Here is a 13,970-nt window from a genome sequence, read left to right on the forward strand (position 1 = left end):
CCCGCACCGGCCTGCCGGCCGATGCGGCGGCCGCGCACGATGACCGCCGCCGACGGCTGCATGCAGCCCGCTTCGCCCTTCCGCTCGTTCTGGATGGGCGGCTTCGAAGGCGCCGACCACATCAACGGCCTGCAGCAGCCGCTGGACATGGCGCAGTCGAACGGCCACATCGAGCACCTGGACGAGGACTACGCCACCGCCGCCGCGCTGGGCATCCGCTGCGTGCGCGAGAGCATCGGCTGGCGCCTGGCCGAGCCCGAGACCGGCCGCTTCGCCCTGGAGCGTGCGGTGCAGGTGGCCGAGACGGCGCGCCGCCATGGCGTGCAGGTGCTGTGGACGGTGATGCACTACGGCACGCCGGCCGACGTGAGCCTGTTCGACGACAGCATCGTGCAGCGGCTGCCGCTGTTCGCCGCCGAGGTGGCGCGGGTGCTGGCGCCGCTGTGCGACGAGCCGCCGGTGTACACGCCCATCAACGAGATCGGCTTCCTGGCGTGGGCCGTGTCCGAGACCAACCTCATGTGGCCCTACCACAGCCACCCCGGCGGCGAGGCCGACGGCCACGGCGGCGGCAGCCTGCGCAGCGGCTACGAGGTCAAGCGCCGGCTGGTGCGCGCGGCCATCGCCGCCATGCGGGCGATGCGTGCGGTGGACCCGCGCGCGCGCTTCCTGCATGTGGAGCCGCTGGTGCATGTGGTGGCCCCGGCCGACCGGCCCGAGCTGGAGCCGCAGGCGCGCCAGGTGGCCAGCTACCAATGGCAGGTCTGGGACCTGCTGAGCGGCCGGCTGGAGCCGGAGCTGGGCGGCGAGCCCGAGCTGCTGGACCTGCTGGGCGCCAACCATTACCACAGCGGCCAGTGGGAGACCGGCACCGAGGCCCGGCTGGCCTGGCACCTGCGCGACCCGCGCCGCCGCGAGCCCGCCCTGCTGCTGCAGGACGCCTGGGAGCGCTATCGCCGCCCGCTGATGATCGCCGAGACCAGCCATGTGGGCGAAGGCCGCGCCGAATGGCTGCAGGACATGACCGGCCAGGCCGAGGCCGCGCTGGCGGCCGGCGTGCCGCTGCTGGGCATGTGCCTGTACCCGCTGATCGACCGGCCGGACTGGACCCACACCACGCACTGGCACCGCAGCGGCGTGTTCGACGTGCTGCCGCCCTCGGCCGCCGCCGCCCGCGCGCAGCCCCGGCGCGCGCATCGCTGGCATCGCCTCGGCGATCCCGCCACCCTGGCCACGCTGGTGCGCAGCCAGCACCGAATCCCCCAACCCAAGAAAGCCACCATGCCGACTCTTCTCGTCTTTTCCCATCTGCGCTGGGGTTTCGTGTTCCAACGTCCGCAGCAGCTGCTTTCACGCCTGGCGCGCGACTACCGGGTGGTGTTCGTGGAGGAGCCGGCACCGGGTGAAGGCCCGCCTGCCATGCATGTGCGCGAAGCCCTGCCGGGCGTGCAGGTGCTGACGCCCTGCACCGGCATCGACGCACCGGGCTTCCATGATGCGCAGCTGCCCGTGCTGCGCCCGCTGCTGGAGGACTGGCTGGCCGAGGAAGGCATCGAGCGCCCCGTCGTCTGGTTCTACACGCCGATGGCGCTGCCGCTAATGGCCGACCTGGACCCGCTGGCCGTGGTGTACGACTGCATGGACGAGCTGTCCGCCTTCAAGGGCGCTCCCGTCCAGCTGCGCCAACGCGAGACGGCCCTGATGAAGACCGCCGACCTGGTGCTCACCGGCGGCCCCTCGCTGTACGACGCCCGCCGCGGCCAGCATCCCAGCGTGCACTGCCTGCCCAGCGCGGTGGACCCGGCGCACTTCGCGCCGGCGCGGCTGCTGCCAGGCAGCGTGGAAGCCGAGGCCGTGCGCGGCCTGCATGCGGACGTGGGGCATCCGCGCCTGGGCTTCTATGGCGTGATCGACGAGCGGCTGGACATCGGCCTGGTGGCGGCGCTGGCCGACGCCCGCCCCGACTGGCACCTGGTGATGGCCGGCCCGGTCGTCAAGATCGACCCCGCCAGCCTGCCGCAGCGGCCCAACATCCACTGGCCGGGCATGCAGCCCTATGCCGTGCTGCCGTACCTGGTGGCGGAGTGGGACGTGTGCCTGCTGCCCTTCGCGCTGAATGAATCCACCCGGTTCATCAGCCCCACCAAGACCCTGGAATACATGGCCGGCGAGAAGCCGGTGGTGAGCACCGCGGTGCACGACGTGCAGGTGCTGTACGGCGAGGTGGTGCGGGTGACGCACGGCGTGGCCGAATTCATCCAGGCCTGCGACGCCGCGCTGGCCGAGCAGCCCGCCGAGCGCGAGCAGCGCATCGCCGCGCAGCTGGACATGGTCTGGCGCATGTCGTGGGACGACACGGTGCAGGAGATCCGTTCGCTGCTGGCGCCCTACGCGGCCCAGGCCGCCAAGGCGGCCGGCAGCGAAGCCGCCGCGCTGCCTGCCGGCCGCCTGGCCGCCGCCACGCCGCGCGCCGTGGCCTGACCCTGGCCGCAGGATGGAGCCGCCCGACACCGCCACGCCCAATGCCGAGGTGGCGCCCCGCGGCACCGGCACCGTGCTGGCGTGGACGGTGGCGGTGCTGCTGGTGGCCGGCGGGCTGAACTGGGGCCTCGCGGGCCTGTTCGGCATCGACCTGGTGGCCCGCCTGTTTGGCGATGGCACGCCGGCTGCCCGCGTCGTCTATGCAGCCATCGGCCTGGCCGGCGTGCTGGGTGCGGTGTTGTTGCTGCAGTGGAAGCACTTTGTGGCGCGGCCCGGGCTGCGCTGATGAGGAGAGCCAGATGGACACGACACGAGCCCCCTGGGACAGCGGCGACGTCATATCGTCCGACCGCGTGGAAGGCACCGCCGTCTACAACACCGCCGGCGAGAAGCTGGGCAGCATCGACCACCTGATGATCGACAAGCGCAGCGGCCAGGTCCGGTTCGCGGTGATGGAGTTCGGCGGCTTCCTGGGCATGGGCAGCGACCGCTACCCGCTGCCGTGGGAAGTGCTGAAGTACGACACCACCCGATCCGGCTACGTGGTGCCGCTGGACAAGGACCAGTTGCAGGGCGCCCCGCGCTACACCTCCACCGACGTGCCGGCCTACGACATCGACTACGGCCGGCGGGTGCACAGCTACTACGGCGTGGACATTCCCTGAGGCCGGCGCAGCGCCAGGGACAGCACGGCCAGCAGGAAGGCGGCACCGCTGATCACGGTGCGCAGGTGGTTGGCCGCGTTCCAGCGCTCGCGGGTCAGGGCCCAGTCGGCCGGCAGGGCCGCCGGTGGCCATGACTCGGTGTAGGCGTTCAGCGGCAGGTTCACCTGCCGGGTGAACACCACCACGCCGGCCGCATACAGCAGGCCGGCGGCCAGCAGGCCCCAGCCCCAGGCGCCGCGCCCGCGCCACGCGGGCAGCAGCGCCAGCCCGCACCACAGCGGCGGCAGGCAGAAGAAGACGAAGAAGGCCGCATGCCGCACATGCCGGTTCAGCGCCGACTGCACCACGGCATACAGCGGCCCTTCCAGCCCCTGCAAGGCGGGCGACACGTTGCCGCTGTAGGTGGCGAAGAAGCCGGCCATCAGGCCGAGCCAGAAGACGGCGGCCACATGGCAGCCGTGAGACAGGGCGGCGGAAACAGGAGGCTTGAGCTGCATGAGGCCACTGTGGCCGGCCGCCCGGCCACCTGCCTTAACACCGGATAAGCCATGGCATGCGGGTCAAGGCGACGCCGGCGGCCACGCGGCGCGCAGGCGCGACAGCGACACGTCGGTGATGCCCAGCCACGAAGCCTGGTGGCGCAGCGGGATGCGCTCGCACCACGCGGGGCGTGCCGCCCGCAGCGCCCGGTAGCGTGAAGCCGCGTCGCACTGCAGGAACAGGTGCTCGCGCCACAGCTTCTCGTCCAGCAATTGCTGCAGCGCCTGCTGCTGCAGCAATTGCCAATCCGGCTGGCCGGCCAGCAGCGGCTGGATGTTGTCCATGGCCAGCGCATGCAGCCGGGCCGGCTCCAGTGCCGCGATGAAGAAGTCCGCCGGACCATCGCGCAGCGTGGGCGTCAGCGGCCACAGCGCCTGGCCTTCGAAGGCGAAGTTCTTGTTCCACTCGGCGCCGTGGCGGTCCAGGTAGTACAGCCGCAGCGCCCCGCTTTCCAGCAGCCACAGGTGCCGCCAGCGGGTGCCGGCGCGCAGCAGCGGCTGGCCCTTGTCCAGCTGCACCGGCCGCGCGCAGGCCGCCAGCTGGCCGCGCAGCGCGGCCGGGGTCTGGGGCAGCAGGGTAGCGAGGCGGGTGGCAAGCCAGGACATGGCCGCGAATGTAGCGGCCGCGGCCGGCCCGGTGCGGGCGCTCGGGTTCTCAGGCCAGGCCGGCCTTGTCCAGCCCGTAGGGCTTGTCCAGCGATCCCGGCGGGGTGAGGAAGGCCACGCCGGCGCGGTTCCAGGCGTTGATGAGCATCACCTGGTAGGTGAGGTCGGACAGCTCCGTCTCGCTGAACTGCTCGCGCAGCTCGGCATACAGCGCATCGGGAATGCCGCCGGGCGCCAGGCGGGTCAGCGCCTCGGTCCAGGCCAGGGCGGCCCGCTCCCTGGGGCTGAACAGCGGCGATTCGCGCCACACCGGCAGGTGGTACAGGCGCAGCTCGCGCTCGCCGTGCAGCTTCGCCTGCTTGCTGTGCATGTCCAGGCAGAAGGCACAGCCGTTGAGCTGCGAGGCGCGGATGTCCACCAGGTGCAGCAGGCCGACATCGACATGACCGCGGCGGACCACGGCCATGTTCAGGTCGGCCAGCTTCTTGAACAGCTCGCTGGACAGTTGCGCATGCTGGAGGCGGGGCAGGGTGTTCATGGATGACTCCTTGGGTGGGTTGACCTCCACAAGACGAGTCAGCCCCGGCGGTTGTGACAGCCGGGCGGCAGGCGCATGGGCTGGAAGCGGATGCCGTGCGCGGCGTGCACGTCGCCAGCGGCCTGGAAGCCCAGCCGGCGATAGAACCCGACGGCTGGCAGCGAGGCGTTGACGGTGAAGGCGGCGTGGTCGCCGACTGCCGACTCGGCCTGCGCCCGCGCCTGGCGCCACAGCCGCGTGGCCAGGCCCTGGCCCTGGTGGGCCGGTGCCACGAAGAGGTGGAACACATGCCAGGTATCGCGCAGGGCGATGAAACCGGCCAGCGCGCCATGCTGCTCGGCCACCGTGAAGCGGTAGCGCGGGGACTCGATGTAGCCGCGCTCGGCCGCCTCGCTCACCGACTGCCAGAAAGGCGCCGCCGCCGGGTCGTCCGGCGTGACGAGGAAGGACTGCGCCAGCGGCTGGATGAGCGCGGCGATGGCCGGGGCGTCGGCGGGGATGGCGGGGCGCAGGGGCATGGTGGCGGACGCGATGGGCAGGACCAGCAGGTTGCTCGAACCGTCGTGCGGGTCAAGGCGTCTGCCTGTCGTCGGCGCTGATCGTAAGGCGCCGCCTCTGGCGGCGACGTCGACCAGGACGGCCGAATCGGCGCATGATCGAGCCCACCTTCGCACAGCACGGCCCGCTTGCCTAGACAAGTCATCCCATGCCCTCGACACCCTCCTCCACGATCCCTCCCTGGCTCGCCGCCGCCCGCGCCCACTGGACCTGGCGCGGCGGGCAGCGCCCGGCATTCGCGGTCACGCCCGGCCCGCACCAGGAGTCGGTTTGGGACTACCCGCGCCCGCCGGCCCTGGTGCCGGACACCCGCGAGGTGACCATCCACTGGCGGGGCCGTCAGGTGGCGCGCACGCAGCGGGCCATCCGGCTACTGGAGACCTCGCATCCGCCCAGCTTCTACCTGCCCTGGGCCGACGTGGACCGCACGCTGCTGCAGCCCGCGGCCGGCAGCTCGTTCTGCGAATGGAAAGGCCCGGCGCAGTACTGGAGCCTGGTGTCCGCCGACGGTGGCGAGCGGCTGGAAGGCGTGGCCTGGAGCTACCCGCAGCCGCTGGCCGGGGCGGGGGCCATCGCCGACTGCGTGGCCTTCTACGCCACCGGGCTGGACTGCCGCGTGGGTGGCCAGCCGGTCACGCCGCAGCCGGGGGCTTCTATGGCGGGTGGGTGACGCCGGAGCTGGTGGGGCCGTTCAAGGGCGGGCCGGGGTCGTCGGGCTGGTGACCCGCCGCGCGGGCGCGGGCCTCACGCCTGGCTGAAGAAGCGGTCGGCGCTCAACGCCGGCTCGCCGTCCCAGCGGTAGGCCACCAGCGGGCCGTCGCGGCCGGCGGAATAGTCCACGCAGGCCACGGTGGGCGTGAGCACCGCAGGCGTGCCGGTCATCCAGTAGTGGCCGATGAAGGTGGGCACGCTGCCATGGTCTGACACCACCGGCGCGGCCAGCGGCAGGTCGGGGATGGCGTGGCGCTGGTCTTCCTGCACCAGCGCCATGTCGCGGTACGAGCGGCCCTCGGGCTGCCACCAGCGCACCCGCACCGCATCGCGTGCATGGCCGCCATGGTCGAGGAAGCGGGCGCCGGCCGGCAGCGGCATCTCCAGGCCCTTGGTCAGGCCGCCGATGGCCTGGAACTGCGGCGTGCCGGGCGTGAAGGCCGCATGCAGCAGCTCACCCTGCAGCAGCGGGTCCTCCTGGCGCCAGGCCAGCGCCTGGTCCACATGCGGCTGGTGCCACCAGGCATGCACCACGCGGATGGCCCCCAGGTCCAGCGTGAGCGGCAGCGTGCGCAGCCAGCCCAGCACCTCCTGGTGCAGGGCCGAGCCCTCGCCCACCTGGCGCAGGAACTCGGCATGCTGGGCGCAGTTGGTCGCGCTGTGGGCGCGCAGGAACTGCTGGGGCGCTTCCGGCCGCCGCACCACGTAGCCCAGCGCATTCAGCTCATGGTTGCCCATCACCACGCGGGCATGGCCGGCGTCCACCATCGCACGCACCAGGTTCACCACCGCCACCTGTTCCGGCCCGCGGTCGATCAGGTCGCCGACGAACACCGCCTGCCGGCCGGGCGGCGGCCGCCAGCTGCCGTGCAGCGGCGTGTACCCCAGGCCGCGCAGCAGCGCCTGCAGCTTGCCGGCCTGCCCGTGCACATCGCCAATCACGTCGTATCCCATCGGCCAACTGCCCCCGCATGTCTGCAACCGGGCTATTGTGCGACACTTCGTGGCAACTTGCCACTAACCCTCGCACCATGCCGGACCATCGCCCCGCCGCGCCCTACCCCATGCCGTTTACGCGGGTGGAACTGGCCGTGCTGGCCGTGCGGGAAGGGCGGTTGCAGGCGCTGCTGGCGCTGCGCAAGGCCCGGCCCCACGCAGGCCAGTGGGCGCTGCCTGGCGGCGTGGTGCGCATCGACCTGGACGACACGCTGGAGCAGGCGGTACAGCGCATTGCGCTGGAGCGGCTGCAGGTGACGCCGCCGCACATGCGGCAGGTGTGCACCGTCGGCGGCGCCGCGCGGGACGCCCGCGCGCCCTGGGCCTTGAGCGTGGTGTACCGCGCCCTGCTGCCGCAGGCCGATGGCCCGGCGCCGACGCCGGGCAAGCGCATCGAGGCCCTGGCCTGGCGCCCGGTGGACGATGCCATGGACGACCGCACCCTTGCCTTCGACCACGCAGCGCTGCTGGCGCGCGCGGTGGCCGCCACGCGCGACGAGGTGGCTCGCCTGGACCTGCCGCCCGGCTTCATGCCGCCGGCCTTCACCCTGGGCGACTTGCAGGCGCGCTGCGAACAGGTGCTGGGCCGGCCGCTGGACAAGTCCAGCTTCCGCCGCCGCCTGGCCGCGCGCGAGCTGGTGCAGCCGCTCGCCGGCGAGCTGCGCACCGGGGCCTTTCGGCCGGCGCAGCTCTACGGCCTGCTGCCGGGCGTACCCACCGCCGGCTGACCTGCTGCGGCGCTGGCGGCCTGCGCCGGCTCGAGCAGCGCCGGCGACAGCGGGCCGCGCGGGCCGCCGCGGTGCATGCCGTGCGCGGCATAACGGGCATCGCCTACGAACAGGCCGCCGGTGCGCTGCACGATGGCCGCGGGGTCGGGCACGCAATGCTGCTCGCCGGCGGTGATGCCTTGCAGGTCGGGGAACACCAGGTCGCCAGCCTGGATGGGCGCGATCTTGCGGAAGATCGACATGCCCGGGCAACGCGCCGGCTCCGCATGCCGGCGGTGGGTGGGCAGGCTCAGCATCTCGGCGCGGCCGGTGCCCAGCATGGCCAGCACCACCAGGCCCAGGTCGTCGAAGACGAAGGTGTCGTGCAGCGCGAACAGGCCGCCCAGCTCCAGCCGCGGCAGGTAGTGCGCCAGCTCGGCCGACAGGTGCGCATAGGTGTGCAGCGAATCGAAGAACATGAAATCGCACTGGCCCGTGCCCAACGCCTGCGTGAGGTCGAAGCGCAGCGAGTCGGCCCGCACCGGCACGATGCTCTCGGCGAGCGTCGATCCCTCGAAGAACAGGTTGGCCGCGGGCGCCGGGTCGATGGTGATGACCTGCGCGGCCCGCTCGTCCACGAAGCGGGCGCCGGCGGCCAGGTGGCAGGTGGAAAAGCCGCGCGAGGTGCCGGTTTCCAGGATGCGGGCGCTGCGGGTGTTGACCACCAGCGAGTACAGCAGGTCGGCCACCGGCACCTCGATGCAGTCGTAGTGCACCTGCGGGTACAGCGCCCGGTACTGCGGCACCTCGGCGCGGGTCAGGCGCCGGTTGTGCTCGCGCAGCGGCAGGTGGTAGCCGCCGTTGGCCACGTCGTACAGCGCGCGGCAGGCGAGTGCGGACTCGGGCAGCGACGCCAGCAGGGCTTCAAACATCGGGCTCTCCTCGTGCGGCCGGCGCCTCGGGCAGCTGGTGCACCGCGCGCCAGTAGGCTTCCTGCGCATAGCCGGCCGCGCCTTCGGCATAGGCCGCCTGCAGCGCGGGCAGCCGTCGCAGCAGCTCGCGCCACAGCCGGATGAAGCCGCGCAGCTCGGCGAAGAAGCGCGGCCGGTCGTACACCGCCACGTAGCCGGTGCCGCTGGGCTGGTGCTCGTACAGCACGCTGCGGTAGCGGAACACCGCGCCCGCACGGCCGTGGAAGGCCTTGTCCTGCAGCGTCATGCGGTTCTTCAGCAGTGCATCGGGCAGCAGGAAGCCCTGCAGCGTGAGCAACCGCAGCAGCCGGCGCCCCCGCCCTTCGCGGCCCTGGCGCGGCGGCCGCGCCTGGTAGGCGGAGCGGTCGATGGGGCGCAGCTTCTCGTCGGGCTGCCAGCTGGCGATCTCGGCGCGCACCCCGGCCAGGTCGATGTGCTCGTTGAAGAACGAAGGGCCCTGCAGCACATGCCGCACTGCCAGCGCCACCGCACGGGCGCTGCTGTAGTGGTAGGCGCTGAGCTGCTTGACGAACAGCCGGCTGGCCACCCAGCTCACGCCCGAGCGGGCCTTGCCGCCGGCCAGCAGCGCCAGCACCAGGTGGTAGCGCGCATCCAGGTAGGCGGTCATGGGGCTGTGCTTGACGCTGAAGTCCTCGCCCAGGCAGGCCACGCCGTTGAGCGTGGCGATGCGGAAGCGGTTGGCCAGGCCGAAGTGGATGTCGTCGCCGCGCACGAAGAACGGGAAGGGATAGGCCTTCACCTCGCCGATGGGAAAGGCGAAGAACCACCAGGCGCCGTAGTCGGGCCGCACGGTCACGCGCTCGGCCTCCAGCAGGTGGTCCACGCGGCGCATGTCCAGCCCCGGCGACAGCGGCCGCACCTGGCCGTCGAAGCGGGCGCCCTTCTCCAGCAGCTGCCAGGGCGCGGCCTCGCGCAGCAGCGCGCCGCACACGGCCAGGCCGGGATCGGTGGCATGGCGCAGCAGCGCGAAGGTGCGGGCGATGGCATCGGCCTCGCAGGAGGCGTCGTCGTCCATGAAGAGGGCATGGGTGTGCCCGCCGCCGTCCTTCAGCGCCAGCAGCCCGCGCATGAAGCCGCCGGTGCCGCCCAGGTTGCGGCTGGGAATCACCTCCACGCCGGGGGCGGGCTCCAGCCCCAGGTTGCCGGAGTTGTCCACCACGGTGAGCGTGATGTGGGGCTGCAGGTCGGGCCGCTGCAGCAGCGTGCGCCGCAGGCGCTCGATGGCCGGCAGCACCTGCTGCTGGCGGTTGAAGTGGGTGATGACGATGCCCAGCCGCACCGCCTGCCGCGGCGCGTCGGCGGTGACCCAGGCCGCGCCGTCCAGCCGGCCGGGGCGGCGCGCGCGCAGCGTCCAGAACAGCATGCCGTCGGCCAGCGTGGGCCAGGCGGGCAGCGGCAGTTCCACCGGTGCGCCTTCGGCCAGGCTGAGCGCATGCTCGGCCAGCCACAGCGACGCCTGGCCGCTGCGGTGCAGGCCGATGCGCAGCACGAAGTCGCCCACGCCGGCCACCACCAGCGACAGGGTGGCGAGCGCGCAGCGGCGCTGCCAGGCACCCACCGACAGGCCGTTGTAGAAGGTGTCGGTGGAGGCCACGCCCCCGGTGTCGAACTCCACGCAGCCGGCATCCAGCCGCGCCCAGGCGCGGTCGTTCAGCCGCAGGCTCATGTCCTCGCTGGCGGGCACGTGCAGGTTGGGCAGCACCAGGCTTTGCAGGGTGTTCATCAGTGCATGCTCTGGGTGCGCACCATGCGGGCATACAGGCCGTCGGCCTGCATCAGCTCCGCATGCGGGCCGCTTTCCACAATGCGGCCCTCGTCCATCACGACAATGCGGTCGGCCCGGCGCACCGTGCTCAGCCGGTGGGCGATGAGGATGAGCGTGCGCTGCCCGCGCAGCCGGTCGATGGACTCATGCACCGCGCGTTCCGATTCGCTGTCCAGCGCGGAGGTGGCCTCGTCGAAGATCCACACGCTGGCGTCCTTGTACAACGCGCGGGCGATGGCCAGGCGCTGGCGCTGGCCGCCCGACAGCCGGCTGCCGTTGATGCCCACCGGCGTGTGCACGCCCTGCGGCAGGCCTTCGACGAAGGTCCACAGGTCGGCCGCCCGCAGGCACTCGCGGGCGCGGTCGGCATCGCGCGGCAGGGCATACACCACGTTGTCCTCGATGCTGCCGTCGAACAGCACGATGTCCTGCGACACCACCGCGAACTGCCGGCGCAGCGACGCCTTGCGCACCGTGGCCAGGTCCACGCCGTCGATGCGCACCTGCCCGCTGGCCGCGCGCACGAAGCCCAGCAGCGCGGCCACCACCGTGCTCTTGCCCGCGCCCGAGGGGCCCACCAGCGCCACCGTGGCACCGGCGGGGATGTCCAGCGACACCTCGCGCAGCGCCGGCCGCTCGCTGCCGGGGTAGCTCACGCTCACCTGCTCGAAGCGCAAGTGGCCCTGGGTGCGGCCCAGCTCGGCCTCGCCGGTATCGGGCTCGGGCGGGGTGTCGATCAGCGCAAAGCAGGCCCGCGCCGTCACCAGCCCGCCGACGATGGGCTGCGACAGGTCGGCCAGGTGCCGCAGCGGCGAGATGGTCATCAGCAGCGCGGTGACGAAGGCCACGAAGCTGCCCACGGTGGCGCCGCCGTTGGCCGCGTCCACCAGCGCCAGCGTGACGATGAGGGCCACGCCCAGGCTGGTGACCACCTGCGTCAGCGGCGTCATCGACGCGCCGGACGCCGCCACCTTCAGCGTGGCCCGGCGCAGCCGCTCGGCCTCGGCGCCGAAGCGCTGCTGCTCGAACTCCGCCGCGTCGAAGGTGCGCACCACCCGCCAGGCCCGCACGATGTCGTCCACGATGCCGGTGAGCCGCACCTGCGATTCGTACGAGCGGCCGCTGACCGCCAGGATGCGCTTCTGCACCTTGCGCACCACCACCGCCAGCAGCGGCACGATGACCAGCGAGATGAGCGTCAACCGCCAGTCCAGGTACATCAGGTAGGCCAGCAGCGCGATGAGCGTGGTGCCGTCGCGCAGCAGCGTGGTGATGGCGCCGGCGATCGAGCTGGTGGCGTTCACCGGATCGTTGATCACGCGCGAGGCGGCAACGCCGGGGCTGATCTGCGCATACAGCCCGGCATCGGCCCGCATCACCGAGGCGATGACGTCGCGCCGCAGCGCCAGCACCGCCTGCGAGGTGGCCCGTGCGAACAGGTAGCTGGCGCAGAAGTTGAGCCCGCCGCGCACCGTGAACAGGCCGATGATGGCCACCGGCGCCAGCCAGATCGGGAAGCCCGCCGCGCCCTTGGTGCCGAAGCCGCTGTCCAGCATGCGGTGGAACAGCGCGGGCAGCAGCGGGTCGATGGCGCCGGAGCCGAAGAACAGCAGCACCGCCAGCACCAGCGGCGCACGCTGCGGCCGCGCATAACGCGCCAGCCGCCAGGCCGCGGCCTTCAGCGGCATGTCCGCGCCGCCGGCCACCACGCCGCCATGGGCGGCCCGCGGATCACGCGCGGCGGAGATGCTTGCGGCGCCCATTCAACCTCTTCAACCAAAACACGAAACGGGTGGTCCAGGGCAGCTGCGCATCCCGCACGCAGCGCTCGAACGAATACTTGGCGATGGCGCGAATCTCCTTCAGGCCGTGGCGCTGCACCACGGCGGCCGCATCACGGCGGGGGTCCATCTCGGGATGGTTGCGGTACAGCTCGCCACCCACCGGCCGCGTGTGGCGCACCGGCGTGGCGTCGATCACCGCGATGCCCTGAAGACCGGCCTTGGCGCACAGCTGCGGCCACACCCAGTCCAGGCCCCACCCGCTGCGGCTTTCATCGAAGGTGCCGGCGCACAGCTGCAGCGCCTGGCGGCTGAACAGCGGCGCCATCACCTCCACGAAGCCGGTGTAGCGCAGGTGGTAGCGGCGGTCCTGCAGCAGCGTGTTCCAGGTGCGGTAGGAGTCCAGCGTCAGCGCCGGCTGCGCCAGGCAGAGCTGGTAGGCGCGGAAGAAGGCGAACATGCGGTCGATCACCTCGGTGCGCACCGCCAGGTCGTCGTCCGGGAACCAGAACACCTCGTACTGCTCCAGCAGCTCCGGCCGCTCGCGCAGCAGGTCGGCCAGGGCCGGCCACTTGGGGCCGCGGCGCAGCTCGTAGTGGTCGGCGCTGTCGCTGTAGCGGCCGGGGCTGCGGCCGTAGTAGCTGACGAAGAGATCGAAGTCGCGCGGTCCGTCGGCGATCCATTCCTCGTGCAGCGAGCTGTCGCCCGCACGCAGCACCACCAGGTTGCGGCGGTGCGATGCGGGCGGCGTGCCGTGCGCCTCAGGCGACATCACGCCGTGCCGCCGCATCCGCGGCGCCTGCCAGCGCGGGCCCGGGCGCCGCGGCCGGTGGCCGGCCCAGCCGCCGCAGCGCCTGCCAGTTGTGCAGCGTGTAGCCCGCCTGCAGCGCCAGCTTGTGCAGCCGCATGCCCAGGCCGGCGCAGCCGCGGCGTGAATCGATGCTGGACTGCCGGCTCATCTCGGCCAGCCGCACCGGATAGGGCAGCAGACCGTACAGCGCCAGGTCGTTCTCCCACCAGTGGCGCAGGTCGATGTCCACCGGCCGGCCGAAGGGCCTGCGCGTGGCCAGCAGCTTGTGCGCGCCACGGCGGCTGATCACGTAGGCGCAGGTGTGGCTGGGCACGCGCCGGTAGCGCACCAGCTCCAGCCCGGGCCCGCAGGGCAGGCGGTGGTGCACCTGCTCCTGCGCGCGGCCGTAGAGCTTGATCACGTCCCAGGGCAGGTCCATCGCCTCGACCTGCGCCAGGGCCGCCGGCAACGTGGGGTCCAGCGCCACGTCGTCCTCGAAGATGGCCAGCGAGCGCTCGCCGGAGGCCACCAGCCGGCGCCACAGCGCCAGGTGGCTGGCATAGCAGCCGATCTCGCCGGCACGCAAGGGCTTGTGGTACTGGCGGCGGTTCAGCTCGGCGCTGTAGAGGCCGGCACGCTCCTGCACCGGCAGCAGGTGGCCCGGCACGGCCTCATGCCGCAAGGCTTGCAGGCCCAGGGCCTGGAACTGGCGGCGCGTGTGCGCCCAGCGGTCCGGCTCGGTGGCCAGGTTGATGACGGCAATGTCCATGGGAAACAGTGAGGCGGGGCGGCACGGGGACGGTGGAATGCAGCCCCGTGATGGCAATGCGCGTACCAGCGC

15 protein-coding genes are annotated in these 13,970 nt (G+C 72.4%); 5 read left to right on the forward strand and 10 right to left on the reverse strand.

Annotation, left to right across the window (positions count from 1 at the left end; all coding sequences use genetic code 11):
• Positions 1-39: 39 nt before the first annotated feature.
• Genes LRS14_RS26415 through LRS14_RS26425 form a run of 3 tightly spaced genes read left to right on the forward strand, consistent with a single transcriptional unit; the run spans position 40 to position 3,146 of the window.
• A complete protein-coding gene (locus LRS14_RS26415) occupies positions 40-2,481 on the forward strand; it encodes a glycosyltransferase (RefSeq protein ID WP_257801718.1) in 2,442 nt (813 codons plus the stop codon).
• A 13-nt stretch (positions 2,482-2,494) separates the two neighbouring features.
• Positions 2,495-2,767, forward strand: a complete 273-nt coding sequence (locus LRS14_RS26420; protein ID WP_257801719.1) for a DUF378 domain-containing protein — start codon at positions 2,495-2,497, stop codon at positions 2,765-2,767.
• Between the two features lie 13 nt (positions 2,768-2,780).
• Positions 2,781-3,146 carry a PRC-barrel domain-containing protein gene (locus tag LRS14_RS26425; protein WP_046115600.1) on the forward strand — a complete coding sequence of 122 codons (366 nt, stop codon included), beginning with the start codon at positions 2,781-2,783 and terminating at the stop codon, positions 3,144-3,146.
• Here LRS14_RS26425 and LRS14_RS26430 read toward each other — a convergent pair.
• The 4 genes from LRS14_RS26430 to LRS14_RS26445 all read right to left on the reverse strand — a co-directional run bounded on the left by LRS14_RS26430 (position 3,125) and on the right by LRS14_RS26445 (position 5,347).
• Positions 3,125-3,643: a DUF1772 domain-containing protein gene (locus LRS14_RS26430; RefSeq protein ID WP_257801720.1), complete on the reverse strand. Its 519-nt coding sequence runs from the start codon at positions 3,641-3,643 to the stop codon at positions 3,125-3,127. The genes LRS14_RS26425 and LRS14_RS26430 overlap by 22 nt on opposite strands.
• Positions 3,644-3,706: 63 nt before the next feature.
• Positions 3,707-4,291, reverse strand: a complete 585-nt coding sequence (locus tag LRS14_RS26435) for a Crp/Fnr family transcriptional regulator (RefSeq protein WP_257801721.1) — start codon at positions 4,289-4,291, stop codon at positions 3,707-3,709.
• A gap of 49 nt (positions 4,292-4,340) precedes the next feature.
• Positions 4,341-4,829 (reverse strand): carboxymuconolactone decarboxylase family protein, encoded by a 489-nt coding sequence (locus LRS14_RS26440; protein WP_257801722.1) that lies wholly within the window; start codon positions 4,827-4,829, stop codon positions 4,341-4,343.
• 38 nt (positions 4,830-4,867) lie between these two features.
• Complete coding sequence (locus LRS14_RS26445) at positions 4,868-5,347, reverse strand: GNAT family N-acetyltransferase (RefSeq protein ID WP_257801723.1); 480 nt, start codon at positions 5,345-5,347, stop codon at positions 4,868-4,870.
• A gap of 188 nt (positions 5,348-5,535) precedes the next feature.
• Between LRS14_RS26445 and LRS14_RS26450 the strand changes: the two genes are divergently transcribed.
• The gene (locus LRS14_RS26450) at positions 5,536-6,057 is read left to right on the forward strand and encodes a DUF427 domain-containing protein (protein ID WP_257801724.1); all 522 of its coding nucleotides are present in this window, start codon (positions 5,536-5,538) and stop codon (positions 6,055-6,057) included.
• Positions 6,058-6,131: 74 nt separating this feature from the next.
• On the opposite strand, the gene LRS14_RS26455 is transcribed toward LRS14_RS26450, so the two are convergent.
• Positions 6,132-7,052, reverse strand: a complete 921-nt coding sequence (locus LRS14_RS26455) for a metallophosphoesterase (protein WP_257801725.1) — start codon at positions 7,050-7,052, stop codon at positions 6,132-6,134.
• A 77-nt stretch (positions 7,053-7,129) separates the two neighbouring features.
• Between LRS14_RS26455 and LRS14_RS26460 the strand changes: the two genes are divergently transcribed.
• A complete protein-coding gene (locus tag LRS14_RS26460) occupies positions 7,130-7,822 on the forward strand; it encodes an NrtR DNA-binding winged helix domain-containing protein (RefSeq protein WP_257801726.1) in 693 nt (230 codons plus the stop codon).
• On the opposite strand, the gene LRS14_RS26465 is transcribed toward LRS14_RS26460, so the two are convergent.
• From LRS14_RS26465 to LRS14_RS26485, 5 genes are read right to left on the reverse strand one after another with little or no spacing between them, the layout of a single operon-like run.
• Positions 7,786-8,733, reverse strand: coding sequence for a class I SAM-dependent methyltransferase (locus LRS14_RS26465; protein WP_257801727.1), 948 nt, complete (start codon positions 8,731-8,733; stop codon positions 7,786-7,788). The two genes, LRS14_RS26460 and LRS14_RS26465, sit on opposite strands and share 37 nt — an antisense overlap.
• On the reverse strand, positions 8,726-10,516 hold the full coding sequence (locus LRS14_RS26470) for a hypothetical protein (RefSeq protein WP_257801728.1): 1,791 nt from the start codon (positions 10,514-10,516) through the stop codon (positions 8,726-8,728). Before LRS14_RS26470 ends, LRS14_RS26465 begins: the two co-directional genes overlap by 8 nt.
• Positions 10,516-12,321 (reverse strand): ABC transporter transmembrane domain-containing protein, encoded by a 1,806-nt coding sequence (locus LRS14_RS26475; RefSeq protein WP_257801729.1) that lies wholly within the window; start codon positions 12,319-12,321, stop codon positions 10,516-10,518. The genes LRS14_RS26470 and LRS14_RS26475 overlap by 1 nt, the downstream gene beginning before the upstream one ends.
• Positions 12,290-13,111: a DUF707 domain-containing protein gene (locus LRS14_RS26480; protein ID WP_046115559.1), complete on the reverse strand. Its 822-nt coding sequence runs from the start codon at positions 13,109-13,111 to the stop codon at positions 12,290-12,292. The genes LRS14_RS26475 and LRS14_RS26480 overlap by 32 nt, the downstream gene beginning before the upstream one ends.
• Positions 13,101-13,898: a glycosyltransferase family 25 protein gene (locus LRS14_RS26485; protein WP_052736603.1), complete on the reverse strand. Its 798-nt coding sequence runs from the start codon at positions 13,896-13,898 to the stop codon at positions 13,101-13,103. Before LRS14_RS26485 ends, LRS14_RS26480 begins: the two co-directional genes overlap by 11 nt.
• Positions 13,899-13,970: the final 72 nt, after the last annotated feature.

It is taken from the genome of Aquincola sp. J276 (assembly GCF_024700035.1).
GTDB classification, from domain to species: Bacteria; Pseudomonadota; Gammaproteobacteria; order Burkholderiales; family Burkholderiaceae_C; genus Aquincola; species Aquincola tertiaricarbonis.